The 18,222-nt window shown below is 68.7% G+C and carries 12 protein-coding genes; 2 read left to right on the plus strand and 10 right to left on the minus strand.

Going from position 1 to position 18,222, the window contains the following annotated elements; all coding sequences use genetic code 11:
- Positions 1-37: 37 nt before the first annotated feature.
- The 4 genes from BIU90_RS19230 to BIU90_RS07070 form a co-directional block, all read right to left on the minus strand.
- Entirely contained in the window at positions 38-511 is a 474-nt protein-coding gene (locus BIU90_RS19230) for a type II secretion system protein (RefSeq protein ID WP_368086272.1), read from the minus strand.
- A 201-nt stretch (positions 512-712) separates the two neighbouring features.
- Positions 713-1,936: a type II secretion system F family protein gene (locus BIU90_RS07060; RefSeq protein WP_071299515.1), complete on the minus strand. Its 1,224-nt coding sequence runs from the start codon at positions 1,934-1,936 to the stop codon at positions 713-715.
- Positions 1,936-3,540: a type IV pilus twitching motility protein PilT gene (locus tag BIU90_RS07065; RefSeq protein ID WP_175470153.1), complete on the minus strand. Its 1,605-nt coding sequence runs from the start codon at positions 3,538-3,540 to the stop codon at positions 1,936-1,938. The genes BIU90_RS07060 and BIU90_RS07065 overlap by 1 nt, the downstream gene beginning before the upstream one ends.
- 17 nt (positions 3,541-3,557) lie before the next feature.
- Entirely contained in the window at positions 3,558-5,225 is a 1,668-nt protein-coding gene (locus BIU90_RS07070; RefSeq protein ID WP_071299516.1) for a GspE/PulE family protein, read from the minus strand.
- A 241-nt stretch (positions 5,226-5,466) separates the two neighbouring features.
- Between BIU90_RS07070 and BIU90_RS07075 the strand changes: the two genes are divergently transcribed.
- Positions 5,467-5,865: a VOC family protein gene (locus BIU90_RS07075; protein WP_071299517.1), complete on the plus strand. Its 399-nt coding sequence runs from the start codon at positions 5,467-5,469 to the stop codon at positions 5,863-5,865.
- Between the two features lie 105 nt (positions 5,866-5,970).
- Here BIU90_RS07075 and BIU90_RS07080 read toward each other — a convergent pair whose 3' ends face one another.
- The 6 genes from BIU90_RS07080 to BIU90_RS18240 form a co-directional block, all read right to left on the minus strand.
- On the minus strand, positions 5,971-9,852 hold the full coding sequence (locus BIU90_RS07080; RefSeq protein ID WP_071299518.1) for a DNA-directed RNA polymerase subunit beta': 3,882 nt from the start codon (positions 9,850-9,852) through the stop codon (positions 5,971-5,973).
- Between the two features lie 47 nt (positions 9,853-9,899).
- The gene (rpoB, locus tag BIU90_RS07085; RefSeq protein WP_071299519.1) at positions 9,900-13,388 is read right to left on the minus strand and encodes a DNA-directed RNA polymerase subunit beta; all 3,489 of its coding nucleotides are present in this window, start codon (positions 13,386-13,388) and stop codon (positions 9,900-9,902) included.
- A gap of 410 nt (positions 13,389-13,798) precedes the next feature.
- The gene (locus BIU90_RS07090) at positions 13,799-14,398 is read right to left on the minus strand and encodes a hypothetical protein (RefSeq protein ID WP_071299520.1); all 600 of its coding nucleotides are present in this window, start codon (positions 14,396-14,398) and stop codon (positions 13,799-13,801) included.
- Positions 14,399-14,652: 254 nt separating this feature from the next.
- Entirely contained in the window at positions 14,653-15,309 is a 657-nt protein-coding gene (locus BIU90_RS07095; protein ID WP_071299521.1) for a response regulator transcription factor, read from the minus strand.
- The gene (locus BIU90_RS19165) at positions 15,306-16,514 is read right to left on the minus strand and encodes a sensor histidine kinase (RefSeq protein WP_139195151.1); all 1,209 of its coding nucleotides are present in this window, start codon (positions 16,512-16,514) and stop codon (positions 15,306-15,308) included. The genes BIU90_RS07095 and BIU90_RS19165 overlap by 4 nt, the downstream gene beginning before the upstream one ends.
- Positions 16,511-17,011: a hypothetical protein gene (locus BIU90_RS18240; protein ID WP_071299522.1), complete on the minus strand. Its 501-nt coding sequence runs from the start codon at positions 17,009-17,011 to the stop codon at positions 16,511-16,513. Before BIU90_RS18240 ends, BIU90_RS19165 begins: the two co-directional genes overlap by 4 nt.
- A gap of 131 nt (positions 17,012-17,142) precedes the next feature.
- Between BIU90_RS18240 and BIU90_RS07110 the strand changes: the two genes are divergently transcribed.
- Complete coding sequence (locus BIU90_RS07110) at positions 17,143-17,985, plus strand: spermidine synthase (RefSeq protein WP_071299523.1); 843 nt, start codon at positions 17,143-17,145, stop codon at positions 17,983-17,985.
- Positions 17,986-18,222: the final 237 nt, after the last annotated feature.

Raw genomic sequence — 18,222 nt, forward strand, 5'->3', positions numbered from 1 at the left:
CCGTGTGAACGGCGTGGCACGACGGTGGTTCGAAGGGTCAGCTTGCGACGAAGGCGCCTGCAGTCGAGCAGGTGCCGGACTTCGCGCCAGCCGTCTGCGTCGCGGCGAAGGTCTTGCCCGTCGAGCTCTTGCCCTGGACGCAGAAGGTGGTGTCGCCGCCCTTGACGTACTTGAGTTCGGACTCGGAGTCCGACCAGGTGACGCCGGCGTCCGACCAGGTCTGGCCGCCGGTCACGGCCGCGGCGGAGATGCCGGCGGAGGAAGAGATGGTGGCCGTCGCGGGCAGGGTGTTGCTGTTCTGCGTCGAGATGCTGACGACTGCGGTCTTGAAGTTCGCGACGTCGTTCTGCACGCCCGAGTCCTTGGCGTTGTTCTGGACGCCGAGGTACACCGGGATCGCGATCGCGGCGAGGATGCCGATGATGATGACCACCACGAGGAGTTCGATCAGGGTGAAGCCTTTGTCGTCGTTTGCGACGAGGCCGTTGCGGCGAGCGTTCAGCTTGCCCATGAGAGCCGAGTACATGTGCTCTTCCATTCTTTCGGGAATGTGACAGGAAATGGTTGGGGGCTGTGCTCTGCCGCCGTGGATCAGCGTATTGAAGGGCTTTTGACGGCATAATCCCGAGAACGGGGGTCAATGCGCAGCAAAATGCCCCCAGTACCGGGGGCACCCTGCGAACGGCTTCCCCTCGTCCGAGGGGTGAAGCACTCAGTGGATGAGCGAGGTGATCTTGAAGATGGGCAGGTAGAGCGCGACGATCATGCCACCCACAACCACGCCGAGGAATGCGATCAAGAGCGGCTCGATCAGCGACGTGAGCGCTTCGGTCGTCGATTCGACCTCGTTGTCGTAGAAGACCGCGATCTTTTCGAGCATCACTTCGAGTGAACCGGCATCTTCTCCCACCGCGACCATCTGCGAGACCATTTGCGGGAACACTTTCTCCTGCGCAAGCGGTTCAGCGATCGACTGCCCTTTCCGAACCGATTCAGCAACGCGTTCGAGAGCGCGTTGGACGACGAAGTTGTTCGACACTTCGCCGACGATCTGCAGTGCCTGAAGAATAGGAACTCCAGCGCCGATCATGTTCGAGAAGTTCCGGGCGAACCGCGCCAGGACGATCTTCTGGTTCAGCTGGCCGAACACCGGGAGTTTCAATCGCAGGGGATCAACGAATGCTCGGACCCGATCGGTGTTCTTGTTCACCCGCCACCAGAAGAAGAACGTAACGAGAGCGACTGCGAGGATCGGGCCGACCCAGATCATCGCGTGCGACATCACGACCAGGATCTGCGTCGGCAGGGGGAGCTGCCCACCGAGGCCCTCGAACATCTTCTGGAAGATCGGCACGATGAAGACGAGCATCACGACCACCGCTACGAGCGACATCACGAGCACGACCACCGGGTAGGTCATCGCCGACTTGATCGTCGAACGGAGCTTGTGCTCCTTCTCGAAGTTGGTGGCGATGGAGTCCATGGCCTGGTCGAGGAAGCCGCCGGTCTCTCCGGCTCGGATCATGTTGATCATGATCGGCGGGAAGTCGACCGGGTACTTCGCCACGGCGTCAGAGAAGGCCACGCCACGCTCGACGTCGTCGCGGACCTTGCCGAGGATGTCCTTCAGCTTCTTGTTCTCGGTCTGGTCGGCGAGGATGGACAACGCCCTGAGCAGGGAGAGGCCCGAGGTCAACATCGTCGACGCCTGGCGCGACATGATCGCGAGGTCCTTGAGCCCGACGCCCTTCTCGAACCCGGGGATCTTGATCTCGGTCTGCAGCCCCGTGCCGGCCTTGGCCTCGGTGATGGCGATCGGCGAGACCCCCATCGTCCGCAGCCGCTGCACGACGGCCCCCTCGGAAGCGGCATCGAGCCGCCCCTTGACGAGCTTGCCGCCCCCGTCGCGGCCTCGGTAGTCGAACGCGAGCGACATCAGTGGCCTCCGGAGAACTTGTCGCCGAAGTCGATCTCGCTCGCGGCGATGGCCGCGGCGGACGAGTCGGACGGGGACTCGACGCGCTGCACCAGCCGGTCGAACCCTTCGTGGTCGTGGACCTTCTCCATCGCCGCGGCACGCGTGACCGTGCCGACGTTGACGAGCTCCGCGAGGTCCTGGTCCATGGTGTGCATGCCGGTGTCACGCCCGGCCTGCATGGCCGACGTGATCTGGTAGGTCTTGCCCTCACGGATGAGGTTGCCGATGGCGGGGGTGGTCGTCATGATCTCGGTCGCGACGACACGGCCCGACCCGGAGGCCTTCGGCACGAGCGTCTGGCAGACCACCCCTTCGAGCGTGGCGGCGAGCTGTGTGCGGATCTGCCCCTGCTGGTGCGGGGGGAACACGTCGATGACGCGGTCGATCGTGCCGGGTGCGCTCTGAGTGTGCAGGGTCGCGAAGACCAGGTGGCCGGTCTCGGCGGCGGTCAGCGCGACGGAGATGGTCTCGAGGTCACGGAGCTCGCCGATCAGGATGACGTCGGGGTCCTGTCGCAGCACGTGCTTGAGCGCCCGCGCGAACGACTGGGTGTCGGCCCCGACCTCGCGCTGGTTGATGATCGCCTTCTTGTGGTCGTGCATGAACTCGATCGGGTCCTCGACCGTCACGATGTGGTCGGCACGGGTCTCGTTGACCAGGTCGATGAGCGCGGCGAGGGTCGTCGACTTGCCGGACCCGGTGGGGCCGGTGACCAGGACCAGCCCGCGCGGGAGCTTGGCGAAGTCACCGACGTGCTCCGGGATCCCGAGCTGCTTGAGCGTCTTGATCTTGGTCGGGATGATGCGGAAGGCGGCGCCCCAGTTGCCACGCTGCTGGTAGTAGTTCACGCGGAAGCGGTACTCCGCGGAGAGCGAGTACGCGAAGTCGAGCTCCTGCTCGTGGTCGAAGGCACCCGCCTGCTCGACGGTCATCAGGGTCTTGAGCGCGGCGATGACCTTGTTGCGCGCCCAGGGACCGCCCGGCACGGCGGGCCGCAGGGAGCCATCGACCCGCACGGTCGGCGGGGCATCGGCCGTGACGTGCAGGTCCGAGGCGCCCTGGTAGACGACCTGTGCGAGCGCGGTGATCAGGTCGGGGTCCGCGACCTCGCGTGCGTGTCGACTGAACTCGATCTCCTGCACGCCGACGGCGCCCGCGACAGGCGCCATCATCGCCGGCAGCTGGCGGGTCGGTGCGTCGGTGTAGCCGTAGCTCGCGGTCGACGCCGGCACCGCGGCAGGCGGAGTGGCCGGCGCCGCGAACGGCTGCGCCACCGGCACGGCGACCGGTGCGCCAGCCGGAGCCGGCCAGCCGGCCAGGTCGTCGGACAGGTCGTAGACGGGCACGGACGCGGTCGGCACCGTTCCGGCAGGCGGAGCGGTCGGCGCATCACCGGCAGCGGGCGCCGAGGGCGCCGCGCCGGAGAACGGCTGCGGGGACGCGGCGGCAGCCTGCGCCAGCCGAGCTGCGCGACGGCCGCCGACCTCGGTGCCGGGTCGACCAGGGTGCCAGCCGGCGATCGGGTCGTCCGCGTCGGTGATGTCGTAGACGGAGTCGGTCATCGTGTCTTCTCCCTGGCCTACGCGACCACGCGCAGGATCTCGTCGACGCTCGTCAGCCCGAGCAGCACCTTCTGCCACCCGTCCTGACGCAGGGTGAGCATGCCCTGCTCCTGCGCCACCCGGCTGATCTCGGCGCTCGAGGCCCGGGCGACGGCGAGCCGCTCGATCTCCTCGGTCACGGTCATCACCTCGTGCAGGGCGATCCGGCCGCGGTACCCGGTGTTCGAGCAGACGGCGCACCCGATCGGGGCGAAGAACTCCGGCACGGGCGCGTCGGCGCTCCGGATGAACCCGAGCGCGGCGAGCTGCGACGGTTCGTACACGGCAGGAGCCTTGCAGCGGTCGCAGAGCTTGCGGGCGAGCCGCTGGGCGACCACGCAGTCGAGCGCGGACCCGACCAGGAACGGCTCGATGTCCATCTCGGTCAGGCGGGTGATCGCCGAGGGGGCGTCGTTCGTGTGCAGGGTCGACAGCACCAGGTGCCCGGTCAACGAGGCCTCGATCGCGATCTGCGCCGTCTCGTGGTCGCGGATCTCGCCGAGCAGCACGACGTCGGGGTCGGACCGCAGGATCGACCGGAGCGCCGAGGCGAAGGTCAGCCCGGCCTTCGGGTTCACCTGCACCTGGTTGATGCCGGCCATCCGGTACTCGACCGGGTCCTCGACCGTGATGACGTTGATCTCGGGCCGCGCGACGGCGTTGAGGGTCGTGTAGAGCGTCGTCGACTTGCCGGAACCGGTCGGCCCGGTGACGAGGATCATGCCGTACGGCTTGGAGTACGACCGCTGGTACGCGACGGCGTTCTGCTCGAGCAGGTTGAGGTCCGACAGGGTCAGCGACGTGTTCGTGTTGTCGAGGATGCGCATGACGACCTTCTCGCCCCACACCGTCGGCAGCGTCGCCACGCGCAGGTCGATCTGGCGCCCGCCGTGCCGGACGGACATGCGGCCGTCCTGCGGCTTGCGTCGTTCGGCGATGTCGATGTCGCTCATGATCTTGAGCCGGCTGATCACGCCGTTCTGGATGTTCTTGGGCGCGGGCGACATCTCGTGCAGGACACCGTCGATGCGGTAGCGCACCCGGACCTCGTGCTCGCCGGGTTCGATGTGGATGTCCGAGGCGTGGTCCTGGATGGCCTGCGAGACGAGCAGGTTCACGAAGCGCACGATCGGGACGTCGTCGAGCGAGCCCTCGGAGATGTCGGCCTGCTTGGCGGTGGCGGACGCTTCTTCCTCGAGCGACGAGGTCAGGTCGTTGAGCTCGTCGTCGGCCCGCAGGTAGCGGTCCAGGGCCGAGGCCAGGTCGCGCTCGTCGACCTGCAGCGGCTTGATCGCTCGACCGCACGCGGCGCGGGCGTCGTCGATCGCCAGGACGTTCGACGGGTTCACCATCGCGAGCACCAGCACGTCGCCCTCGAACCCGACGCCCAGCACCCCGTGGCGACGGCACAGCGCGGCGGGCAGGATCGACACGGCGGTGCCGTCGACGGGGTAGTCCGTCAGGGGCACGGTCTTGGAGTTGTTCGACGCCGCACGCGCGGTGATGAACTGCGCTTCGCTGACGACGCCGCGGTCGACCAACGTCCGGATGGACCGTTCGTCGATCTCCTCGTCGCCGGTGAGCGAGTCGAGGTGTTCGATCGGGAGGGCTCCGTTGAGGATCAGGATCTCGGAGAGCGTCGCCATGTGCCTCGGAGCCTCCTTTACTGGGTCGCGTCAGGGCGTGTACCGCGTCGGCGTTCGGGTCCGGCGCTCGTCCACGCTACGGCCGGGACCACGCGGCCCCGCAGTCCCAGAATGAGGGGGCGGAGGGGTCAGAACGCACCCAGAACAGGGGTCGGTGGACAACTCCCGACGATCCGCGAACTGTGGAGGAACGGCACGCAGAACCCTCGACGCGGAGCGGGCGCGCGGGCCATGATGAGCCATGGACATCACGAGCGTGACCGTGGGCCTGCCCGTCACCGACATCGAAGCGTCCTGCCTGTGGTACGGCGCGGTCTTCGAACGGCTCGACCCTGACCTCGAACCCGCGGCGGGCGTCGCCGAGTACGAGATCGGCGGCATCTGGATCCAGCTCGTCGAGGACCCCGACGCCGAGGAGAACCCCGTCGTCGTCCGGTTCGGCGTGGACGACGTCGCCGCGCAGCACACCCGGATCGCTGCGCTCGGGATCGACGTGGGCCCGATCGAACGCGTCGACGGTGCCGTCGACTGGTTCGACGTCCGCGACCCGGACGGGAACGTCCTCAGCCTGTACTCCCTGGCCGACGAGACGGGCCGTGGGTCGGGCGGTCGCGACAGCGACGCCGGCCGCGCGATCTAGACGGAGCGAGCACCGCAGCGTCCGCACCACCGCAACGTCCCCACCAACGCACAGGAGGCGCGGTGCCAGCTGGCACCGCGCCTCCTGTCTGAGGTCAGTTCAGACTCAGTTGTACGTCCCCGGCGTGAAGTCGTCCGACGAGAAGCTGTCGAAGTCGACGAAGCTCAGGTCGGCGTCCGAGAACGACGAGTCGTCAGCGAAGATGCGGTTGGGGTACCGCTCCGCCTTCGCCTCTTCGGTCGCGTTCACGTCCACGTCGCGGTACCGGCTGAGGCCCGTCCCCGCGGGGATGAGCTTGCCGATGATGACGTTCTCCTTGAGGCCGACGAGGTGGTCCTGCTTGCCCTCCATGGCCGCCTGCGTGAGGACGCGGGTGGTCTCCTGGAAGGACGCGGCGGACAACCACGACTCGGTCGCGAGGGACGCCTTGGTGATGCCCATGACCTCTTGGCGAGCCGAGGCGGTCTTGCGACCCTCCTGCAGCGCGGCACGGTTGATCGCGTTGTAGCGCGACCGGTCGACGAGCTCACCGGGCAGCAGGTCCGTGTCGGCGTGGTCGACGACCGTCACCTTGCGGAGCATCTGGCGGACGATGACCTCGATGTGCTTGTCGTGGATCGGCACGCCCTGCGAGCCGTACACGTCCTGCACACCGTTGACCAGGTGCTTCTGGACCTCGCGCACACCCTTGACCCGCAGGACTTCCTTCGGGTCGACGGTGCCGGCGATGAACTGCTCGCCGAGCTCGACGTGCTGGTTGTCCTCGATCAGGAGGGTCGCACGCTTGAGCACCGGGTAGATGAACGGCTCGTCGCCGTTGTCCGGCGTCAGGATGATGCGACGGCCCTTGTCCGTGTCCTCGATGACGACGCGGCCGGGGGCCTCGGCGATCGGGGACGCGCCCTTGGGGGTACGAGCCTCGAAGAGCTCGGTGACACGGGGCAGACCCTGGGTGATGTCGTCGGCCGAGGCCGAACCACCCGTGTGGAAGGTACGCATCGTCAGCTGGGTACCGGGCTCACCGATGGACTGGGCGGCGATGATGCCGACCGCCTCGCCGATGTCGACGAGGTTGCCCGTGGCGAGCGAACGGCCGTAGCACTTCGCGCAGACACCGACGGCGGACTCGCAGGTCAGGACCGAGCGCACCTTGATGCTCTCGACACCGGCTGCCAGCAGCTTGTCGATGAGGACGTCGCCGACGTCTTCGCCGGCCTCGGCCACGACCGTGCCCTTCGCGTCCGACGCCGCGGTGGCGAGGGTGCGCGAGTACACGGTGTTCTCGACGCGCGGGTCACGGACGAGCTTGCCGTCGGCGTCCACGGTCGCGATCGGCAGCTCGAGGCCGCGCGTGGTGCCGCAGTCGTCCTCACGGATGATGACGTCCTGCGAGACGTCCACGAGACGACGGGTGAGGTACCCGGAGTCCGCGGTGCGGAGCGCGGTGTCGGCCAGACCCTTACGAGCACCGTGCGTGGCGATGAAGTACTCCGCCACGGTCAGGCCCTCGCGGTACGAGTTGATGATCGGGCGGGCGATGATCTCGCCCTTCGGGTTGTTCACCAGACCACGCATACCGGCGATGTTGCGGACCTGCAGCCAGTTGCCTCGGGCGCCGGAGGACACCATGCGGTTGATCGTGTTGTCGACCGGGAAGTTGTCCCGCATCTCCTGCGCGATCTCGTTGGTGGCTTCCGTCCAGATCTTGATCAGGTCGGCGCGACGCTCGGAGTCGGTGATCAGACCCTTGTCGAACTCGCCCTGGACCTTGGCGGCCTGGATCTCGTAGCCCGCGATGATCTCCTTCTTGCGAGGAGGCGTCACGACGTCGGAGAGCGCCACGGTCACACCGGAGCGCGTGCCCCAGTAGAAGCCCGCGTCCTTGATCCGGTCCAGCGCGGCGGCCGTCTCGGTCTTGGAGTAGCGCTCGGCGAGGTCGTTGACGATCGCGGAGAGGGTGCCCTTGTCGGTGACGCGCTGCACGAACGGGTAGTCCGCCGGCAGGGTCTCGTTGAAGAGCGCACGACCGAGGGTGGTCTCGAGGAGGATCGACTGACCCACCTCGTAGCCCTCGGGCGCTTCACCCTCGGCGAAGTGGACACCCGACATGCGGATCTTCACCTGCGCGTTGAGGTGCAGCGTGTTCTGGTCCTTCGCCATGATCGCCTCGGCGACCGAGGAGAACGAACGGCCCTCACCGACGGCGCCCTCGCGGACGGTCGTCAGGTGGTGCAGACCGATGATCATGTCCTGCGCGGGCAGGGTCACCGGACGGCCGTCGGACGGCTTGAGGATGTTGTTCGAGGCGAGCATCAGGATGCGGGCCTCGGCCTGGGCCTCGACCGACAGCGGCAGGTGCACGGCCATCTGGTCACCGTCGAAGTCCGCGTTGAACGCAGCACACACGAGCGGGTGGAGCTGGATGGCCTTGCCCTCGACGAGCTGCGGCTCGAACGCCTGGATGCCCAGACGGTGCAGCGTCGGCGCACGGTTCAGCAGCACGGGGCGCTCGCGGATGATCTCCTCGAGCACGTCCCACACCTGCGGACGCGAACGCTCGACCATGCGCTTGGCCGACTTGATGTTCTGCGCGTGCGACAGGTCGATCAGGCGCTTGATGACGAACGGCTTGAACAGCTCGAGCGCCATCTGCTTGGGCAGACCGCACTGGTGGAGCTTGAGCTGCGGGCCGACGATGATGACCGAACGACCCGAGTAGTCGACGCGCTTGCCGAGCAGGTTCTGGCGGAAACGACCCTGCTTGCCCTTGAGCATGTCGCTCAGGGACTTCAGGGCGCGGTTGCCGGTACCCGTGACGGGACGACCACGACGACCGTTGTCGAACAGCGCGTCGACCGCTTCCTGCAGCATGCGCTTCTCGTTGTTCACGATGATCTCGGGGGCACCGAGGTCGAGCAGGCGGCGGAGACGGTTGTTGCGGTTGATCACACGACGGTAGAGGTCGTTGAGGTCCGAGGTGGCGAAGCGGCCACCGTCGAGCTGCACCATCGGGCGGAGCTCCGGCGGGATGACCGGGACGACGTCGAGGACCATCGCGGCCGGCGAGTTACCGGTCGCCAGGAACGAGGAGACGACGCGCAGACGCTTGATCGCGCGGATCTTCTTCTGGCCCTTGCCCTCGGCGATCTGCAGGCGCAGCGACTCGGCCTCGGCGGCCAGGTCGAAGGCCTCGAGCCGCAGCTTGATCGCCTCGGCGCCCATGTAGGCGTCGAAGTAGATCCCGAAGCGGTCCTGCAGCTCGTGGAAGACGGCGTCCTCGGGCTTGAGGTCGCCCACCTTGAGGTTGCGGAAGTCCTCCCACACGCGCTCGAGGCGGGTGATGTCCTCGTCGAAGGACTTGCGGACCTGGGACATCTCCTTCTCGGCGGTGTCCTTGGTGCGGCGCTTGATGTCGGCCTTCGCGCCTTCCTCCTCGAGCGCTGCGAGGTCGTCCTCGAGCTTCTTGAGGCGGTCGGCGATGATCGAGTCGCGCTGGTTCTCGAGGTTCTTGATCTCGAGGCGCATCTCGTTCTCGAGACCCGGCATGTCAGCGTGCCGGCCCTCTTCGTCGATCGAGATGATCATGTACGCGGCGAAGTAGATGACCTTCTCGAGGTCCTTCGGTGCCATGTCGAGCAGGTAGCCCAGGCGCGACGGGACGCCCTTGAAGTACCAGATGTGCGTGACGGGCGCGGCGAGCTCGATGTGGCCCATGCGCTCACGGCGGACCGAGGACTTGGTGACCTCGACGCCGCAGCGCTCGCAGACGATGCCCTTGAACCGGACACGCTTGTACTTGCCGCAGGCGCACTCCCAGTCGCGGGAAGGACCGAAGATCTGCTCGCCGAACAGACCGTCCTTCTCGGGCTTCAGGGTGCGGTAGTTGATGGTCTCCGGCTTCTTGACCTCGCCGTACGACCACTGGCGGATGTCCTCGGCCGTGGCGAGGCCGATCCGCAGTGCGTCAAAGGAAGTTGCTTCGAGCAATGTTCTTCTCTCTTGCTGAATTCGAGACGTTGTCGGGCAGGGCGGGATCAGATGTCGTCGACGGAGGACGACTCGAACCGCGAGGAGATGTTGATGCCGAGCTCTTCAGCGGCACGGAAGACCTCGTCGTCCGTGTCGCGGAGGCTGACCGCCTGGCCGTCGGCCGAGAGGACCTCGACGTTCAGGCAGAGCGACTGCATCTCCTTCATGAGGACCTTGAAGCTCTCGGGGATGCCCGGCTCCTGGATGTTCTCGCCCTTGACGATCGCCTCGTAGACCTTCACGCGGCCGAGGATGTCGTCGGACTTGATCGTCAGGAGCTCCTGGAGGGCGTACGCGGCACCGTATGCCTCGAGTGCCCACACCTCCATCTCGCCGAAACGCTGTCCACCGAACTGCGCCTTACCACCCAGCGGCTGCTGCGTGATCATCGAGTACGGACCGGTCGAACGGGCGTGGATCTTGTCGTCGACCAGGTGGTGGAGCTTCAGGATGTACATGTACCCGACCGAGACCGGCTCCGGGAACGGTTCGCCGGAGCGACCGTCGAAGAGCTGGGCCTTGCCGGAGGAACCGATCAGGCGCTCGCCGTCACGGTTCGGGAGCGTCGAGTCGAGGAGGCCCTCGATCTCACGCTCGTAGGCGCCGTCGAACACCGGGGTGGCGACCTTGGTGCCGGGCTCGGCGCTGCGCGCTGCCTCCGGCAGGGCCGAGGCCCACTCCTGGATGCCCTCGACGTTCCAGCCCTGCTTGGCGAGCCACCCGAGGTGGATCTCGAGCACCTGGCCGAAGTTCATGCGGCCGGGGACGCCGAGCGGGTTCAGCACGATGTCGACCGGGGTGCCGTCCGCCAGGAACGGCATGTCCTCGACCGGCAGGATCGTCGAGATGACGCCCTTGTTGCCGTGACGACCGGCGAGCTTGTCGCCAGCGGTGATCTTGCGCTTCTGGGCGATGTAGACGACCACGCGCTGGTTGACGCCCGAGCCGAGCTCGTCGTCGCCGTCCTGCGCGTCGAACACCTTGACGCCGATGATCGTGCCCTCTTCACCGTGGGGCACCTTGAGCGAGGTGTCGCGGACTTCGCGCGACTTCTCGTTGAAGATGGCACGGAGCAGGCGCTCCTCGGCGGAGAGCTCGGTCTCGCCCTTCGGCGTGACCTTGCCGACCAGGATGTCGCCGGGGCGGACCTCGGCGCCGATGCGGATGATGCCGCGCTCGTCGAGGTCGGCCAGCAGGTCCGGGCTGACGTTCGGCAGGTCGCGGGTGATCTCTTCCTTGCCGAGCTTGGTGTCGCGGGCGTCGACCTCGTACTCCTCGATGTGGATCGAGGAGAGCGTGTCGTCCTTCACGAGGTTCTGCGACAGGATCATCGCGTCCTCGTAGTTGTAGCCCTCCCACGGCATGAACGCGACGAGGAGGTTCTTGCCGAGCGCGAGCTCGCCGTTCTCCGTCGCGGGGCCGTCGGCGATGACCTCGCCCTGCTCGATCCGCTCACCGGCGCTGACCACCACACGGTGGTTGTAGCTGGTGCCCTGGTTCGAGCGGTCGAACTTGCGCAGGTAGTAGGACTGCGTCCCACCCTCGTCGAGCTGGACCGTCACGGCGTCGGCCGAGACCTCGGAGACGACACCCGCCTTGTCGGCGGTGACGACGTCGCCGGCGTCGATGGCGGTGTAGCCCTCCATGCCGGTGCCGACGAGCGGCGACTCGGAGCGGAGGAGCGGCACGGCCTGGCGCTGCATGTTCGCACCCATGAGGGCGCGGTTCGCGTCGTCGTGCTCGAGGAACGGGATGAGCGACGTCGCGACCGACACCATCTGGCGCGGGGAGACGTCCATGTAGTCGACCTCGCCGCGGGCGACGAGTTCGACCTCGCCACCCTTTTTGCGGACGAGCACCTTGTCGTCGGCGAAGTGGAAGTCGTCGGTCAGCGGGGCGTTGGCCTGCGCGACGACGAACTCGTCCTCTTCCGAAGCGGTCAGGTAGTCGATGGTCTTCGTGACCTCGCCGTCGACGACGCGACGGTACGGGGTCTCGATGAAGCCGAACGAGTTGATCCGACCGAAGGACGCGAGCGAGCCGATCAGGCCGATGTTCGGGCCTTCCGGGGTCTCGATCGGGCACATGCGGCCGTAGTGCGACGGGTGGACGTCGCGGACCTCGACGCCGGCACGCTCACGGGACAGACCACCCGGGCCGAGGGCCGACAGACGCCGCTTGTGCGTCAGGCCCGCGAGCGGGTTGTTCTGGTCCATGAACTGCGACAGCTGCGAGGTGCCGAAGAACTCCTTGATCGCGGCGACGACGGGGCGCACGTTGATCAGGGTCTGCGGGGTGATCGCCTCGATGTCCTGCGTGGTCATGCGCTCGCGGACGACGCGCTCCATGCGGGACAGACCGGTGCGGACCTGGTTCTGGATGAGCTCGCCCACCGCGCGGATGCGACGGTTGCCGAAGTGGTCGATGTCGTCCACGTCGAGGCGCAGCTGCACGGGCTCGCCGTCGCGGACGCCGTCCAGGTTGGTCTTCTCGGCGTGCAGCGAGACCAGGTACTTGATCGTGCGGACGATGTCCTGCACGGTCAGGACCGAGTCGCTCAGCTGCGCGTCGATGCCGAGCTTGCGGTTGAGCTTGTAGCGGCCCACCTTCGCCAGGTCGTAGCGCTTCGGGTTGAAGTAGAAGTTGTCGAGGAGCGCACGCGCTGCCTCGGCCGCGACCTGCTCGCCCGGACGGAGCTTGCGGTAGATGTCCTTGAGCGCCTCTTCCTTGGTGAGGATGGCGTCCTTCTCGAGGGTCGACTCGATCGAGGCGAAGCCCTGGAACTCCTCCATGATCTCTTCGGAGGTCAGGCCGAGGGCCTTGAGGAAGACCGTGACCGACTGCTTGCGCTTGCGGTCGATGCGCACGCCCACCTGGTCGCGCTTGTCGATCTCGAACTCGAGCCAGGCACCACGCGAGGGGATGACGCGAGCGGAGTAGATGTCCTTGTCGGACGTCTTCTCCTGCTGGCGCTCGAAGTACACGCCCGGCGAGCGGACGAGCTGCGAGACGACGACGCGCTCGGTGCCGTTGATGATGAACGTGCCGCGCTCGGTCATGAGCGGGAAGTCGCCCATGAAGACCGTCTGCGTCTTGATCTCACCGGTCATGTGGTTCATGAACTCGGCGTTGACGTACAGCGGGGCGGCGTAGGTCTTGCCGCGTTCCTTGCAGTCGTCGATCGAGTACTTGGGGTCCTCGAGCTCCGGGGACGTGAACGAGAGCTGCATCGTCTCGCCGAGGTCCTCGATCGGGGAGATCTCCTCGAAGATCTCCTCGAGGCCGGAGTGCAGCGCGAGGTCGGTGCGACCCTGCTCCTGCCCCTCGGCCAGTCGGGCCTTCCAGACGTCGTTGCCGACGAGCCAGTCGAAGCTCTCCGTCTGGAGAGCGAGCAGATCAGGAACCGTGAGGGTGTCCGTGATCTTGGCGAACGAGAGTCGCGAGTGGTTGCGACCGTTCTTGGGGTTGGTGGATGCGTTGGGCGCAGCAGCCAAGGGTGTGACCTCCGGTTGGCCCCGTCGGGCCGGTACTGACGGGCAGCATGTAGGTGAGTGGATTGACGCTCGTCGCGACCCTTCGAGACACGCACACACGCTCGAACCACTGGGTTGGATGACCACTGGGACAGAGGGCGTGTGCGATGATCTGGGTGAGCGGCCCCCGCCGTCATGTGCGGGAGCGGCAGCACCTGGGCCAGTCCGAGTTCGGAGCGATCCGAGGTGGATCAGTCCGAGAGGGACGTCGAGTCGACCGCAATATGACGACACGCAGCCAGGGAGCGCGAACTGTCATCATAGGCAGCGTCCGCGCACCGTGTCCAGTCCTGGCTTGACCAAATTCGCTGGCGACGTGTATAAGCACCGCCGAGCGGCCCGCATTCCCGGCCGCACGACCGCGGATCCGCTCAACCGAGCCGTTCGCGCTCGACCGTCACCGGGCCTCCCACCCGACCGGCCTGCCCGGCCTGCCCGGCCAGGACACGGAACGCGTCCTCGGGGCGCCGGGTGCGGACGAACGTGACCGCACCGCGGTCGTCGGTGAGCTCGATGCCGAGCCCCGGTGACAGCAGCAGGGCCCGGACGCCGTGGTGTCGACGCAGGCCGATGCCGCCGTACGTGCCGGCGTCGGCCTCGACGAGGCGCGCGTGCGCGATCCGACGTCGGGCGATCCGGCGGGGCGGCAGCGGGCGGAAGTGCAGGACGACGGCGTCCTCGGTGATCGTGAAGCCCGCGCGGGCGACCAGCAGGAGCAGTCCGACCACCGTGCCGACCAGCCCGGGGACGAGCAGCGCGATCTCTGGAGCGTCGCCCGGCCAGCCGAGCACCGCGGCGCTCAGACCGACCCCGGCGACCAGGAGCGCCGCGCCGGTGGCGCGCATCCACGTCGGCGCACCCTCGCGGTCGGCGAGCAGCGGGAGAGCCGGTCGGGAGGGCCGGCCCGTCCGGGCGGCGCGGCTCGCGGGAGCGAGGCGGTGCGTCTGGATGGTCATGGTGTCGGCGGACATCGGCTCTCCTGCCGTGGTGCGGTGCGCTGCGCGCGGCTCGGGCGGGCGCAGGTGGAGGGCACGCCGATGGGCCGGAGTCGTGGTCGCGAGGGACCACGGGTGACGGCGGTGGACGCACGTCACGGTCGGCCGGACTGCGGACCAGCGGGAGTGGGGATCCCGGAGGTCGACGCGTCCGGCGCGGGGACGAACGACAACGGTACGCGGCGACGCTTGGCGTTCACTGTCCGTTCACGATGCGGCAGCGCAGGCGGTCAGCGCAGGACGCGGGCGACCGCCTCGGCACGGCTGCGGACGCCGAGCTTCTGGAACACCTGGTTGACGTACGACTTCACGGTCGGCACCGTCAGGAACAGCTCGGCGGCGATCTCCGGGTTCGTCCGGCCGTCCGCGATGCGCTCGAGCACGTCGGCCTCGCGCGGGGTCAGCTCGGGGAAGCGCCTGCGCAGGCTGGCGTCCTCCGTCGAGTCGGGCACGACGGGTACGGGGCCGCCGGCGAGCTGCGCCACGAGTCGCGCCCCGACCGCCGCGTCGAACGTGCTCTGGCCCGAGGCCACGGCGCGCACCGCGGTCGCGATCTCCGCCCGGCCGGCGTCCTTGGTCAGGTACCCGCGGGCTCCGGCTCGGAGCGCGGTCGTGATCGACTCGTCGTCGGCGAAGGTGGTCAGCACGAGCACCGCGACCCCGGGGTGCTGCTCCGTGATCCGTGCGGTCGCCGTGGGCCCGTCGACCCCGGGCATCCGCAGGTCCATCAGCACGACGTCGGGGGCGAGCTCGGCCACGGCGGCGATCGCCTGGGCACCGTCCGCGGCCTGTCCCACGACCTGCAGGTCGGGCACCAGGGACAGCACCGTCACCAGGCCGTCGCGCACGATCGCCTGGTCGTCGACCACCAGCACGCGGATGCTCATGCGCCGTCCACGTCCACTCGGACGTCGGTGACGGGCACGTGCATCGCGACGACGAACTCGTCATCGCACCGCCCGGCCTCGATCCCCGCGCCGGCGTCCAGCTCGGCGAAGCGCTCACGCATGCCCACCAGGCCGTGGCCGCCGGCGGCCAGCGGGTTCGCGACGACCACGTCGACGGCGTCACCGTCGCGGATGACGGACAGCGACACGGGGCGGCCCGGCGCGTGCCTGCGGGCGTTGCTGAGGGCCTCCCGGGTGGCGGCGAGGACCGCGTCCCGGTGGGCCGCGTCCAGGTCGGCGAGCGACAGGTCGCCGCGGGTGTCGACCTGGCCACCGAAGGAGCGGTGCGCCGCGACCAGGGCGGGCAGGTCCGGACGGGAGGCCCGGGTCGGTCCCGGCGCGCTCGGGGCGGTGGGTGCTGCGGACCGGTCCGGCGTGACGCCGGTCGCGCCGCTGTCCTCGCGGAGGGCGTGGACCGCGCGGCGGGCCTCGGCCAGGCCGTCCGCGGCCAGGGTGCGGGCGTCGGCGGCACGGCGCGTGGCCTCGTCGACCCGTCCGGCCTCGAGCAGGGCCTCGACCGCGTCGAGCTGCAGCACCAGGCCGCCGAGCGAATGCGCCAGGACGTCGTGGATGTCGCGGGCCGCTCGGGACCGGTCGGCCAACAGTGCCGCGCGCTGCTGGTCCCGGGCGGACCGTCGTGCCTGGTCGGCGGCGAGCCGGACCTGCCGACGGCTGAAGCCGATGAGGACGCCGAGCACGAGTCCGGCGGCCGTGCCGAGGACGAAGGTGGGCGCCACGTGCACGACCGTCGCACCGACGGCGATCTCGACCAGCGCGACGAGGGCCGCGACGACACCGGACCACACCGGCACCGTCGTCGAGGCCTGCAGCCCGACGATCCCGACGATGACCGGCACGAGCAGGAGCGCGTCCGTCGGCACCACGCCCACCGAGCCGACGACGACCATCACACACGCCGTCACCAGCGCTCCGCGGCGGTCACGCAGGCCCTGGCGCACCGCCCACGCGGCGAGCGCGACGGCCCCGACGACCCAGACCCAGGCGGGGTGGTCGAGCGCGATCCCGTTCCGGACGAACCAGAAGGCGACGGCGACGACCCCGACGACGCTGAGCACCCACCCGAGACGCGAACGCGGCCGGCCTCCGGGGAGGTCGGTCGCGTCGTCGCCGGAGGACAGGGTCACCGGACCATCATGCCGCTGGTCCGTCCCGGGATGCGCTGGTCGATCACCAGGGCACGGGCGGCACGGTTGATCGCGAGCATGAGCAGGATCGCGCCGGTGGAGGTCAGCAGGTGGGCACCCATCTGCCCGCCGAGGGCGTCGAGTCCGACACGCAGGGCGATGAGGACGAGCCAGAGTGCCGCGCCGATGCCGCCGGTCCGGGACTGCAGCGTGCGGCCCTTGTCGTCCGGGGTCGCGGCGGTGCGGAACGTGGTGATGCGGCCCATCGTCATGCCGACGCCGATCGAGACGAGCGCCTCGATCCCCAGGAACACGATGTCGGTCGTGGTGATGGTGGCCTTGGTCTGTGCCAGGACGACGACCCCGATGACCGCCATCACGAGCGGGGTGCGCCAGATGCGTGCCGGGTCGAGGTACTGCCAGGTCGCCTGGCGGTACGCGAGGAAGCCGACGAGGGCGAGCCCGATGACGATGTTCGCGAGGAGCTGGACGGACATGGTGTGTGCCTTTCGCGTGTGGTCGGAGCGGTTCCGACCGGGTGTTCCCATGCTCGATCGGCAGCGCCCGCGGCCCCACCACCCAGGGGTGGTGACCCGGGTGGTGATGCCGGTGGTGTTCCATTGACCGCATGGCAGACGCGTTCGACGGCTTCAAGCTCGGTGCGGGGTTCTCGGTCATCGAGCCCGACCGGCACCGCCCGGGGTCCTTCACGCTCGTGGTGGACGGCACCCCGCAGTCGCACGTCGACCTCGAGGACCCGACCCACCTGGCCTTCGAGTACATCCGCCGCATCGGGCACGCGATCGACCTGCTGCCCGCCGGCCCCGTGACGGCGCTGCATCTGGGCGCTGGGGCCCTGACGCTCCCCCGCTACGTCGCAGTGACCCGGCCGGGCTCGCGGCAGCAGGTCATCGAGCTCGAGCGGGACCTGGTCGACCAGGTGCGTGAGGTGCTCCCCTTCCCCCGCGGCGCGTCGATCCGCGTGCGGTACGGCGACGCCCGCGAGGTCCTGACGAAGCTGCCCGCCGGGCTGCGCGGCACGGTGGACCTGGCCGTGGTCGACGTGTTCGGCGGTGCCCGGATCCCGGCGCACGTGACGAGCGTCGAGTTCTACCGGTCGGTGGCCGAGTTCCTCTCCCCCACCGGCATGATCGCGGTGAACGTGGCCGACGGCGCCGGTCTGGCGTTCGCCCGGGGTCAGGCGTCGACGCTGCAGTCGGTGCTGCCGTCGGTGGCGGCCGTCGCGGACACCGGGATGCTCAAGGGCCGGCGCTTCGGCAACATCGTGCTGCTCGGGTCGCCGACCGACCTGCCGGTGGCGGACATGCCGCGGCGGTACTCGTCCGACCCGATGCCGGCGAAGGTCGTGCACGGCGCCGAGCTCAAGGCCTTCATCGCCGGGGCGCCGATCGTGACCGATGCCACCGCGATCGCCTCGCCGGAGCCGAACCGGTCGGTGTTCGGCGCCTGAGGCGCGGTTCCGTCGTCGTGGCGCTCCCGGGCGTCCCGCGGGTCGCACTGCCAGGATGGACGGCACGAGCGCGCACTCGCGCGAGCGACCGCGAGACGGGGATGTCATGACGAACGACGACCGGAGCAACGACGACCGGACGGCCGACGGCCGGACCCCGAGCTGGGGGCAGCCGCAGGGCGACACCCCGCGGTACGGCGAGCGCATCACGCCGGCGTCGGCACCGCAGTACGGCGA

Origin of the sequence: Curtobacterium sp. MCBA15_001, from assembly GCF_001864835.1 — a bacterium.
Classification (GTDB): Bacteria; Actinomycetota; Actinomycetes; order Actinomycetales; family Microbacteriaceae; genus Curtobacterium.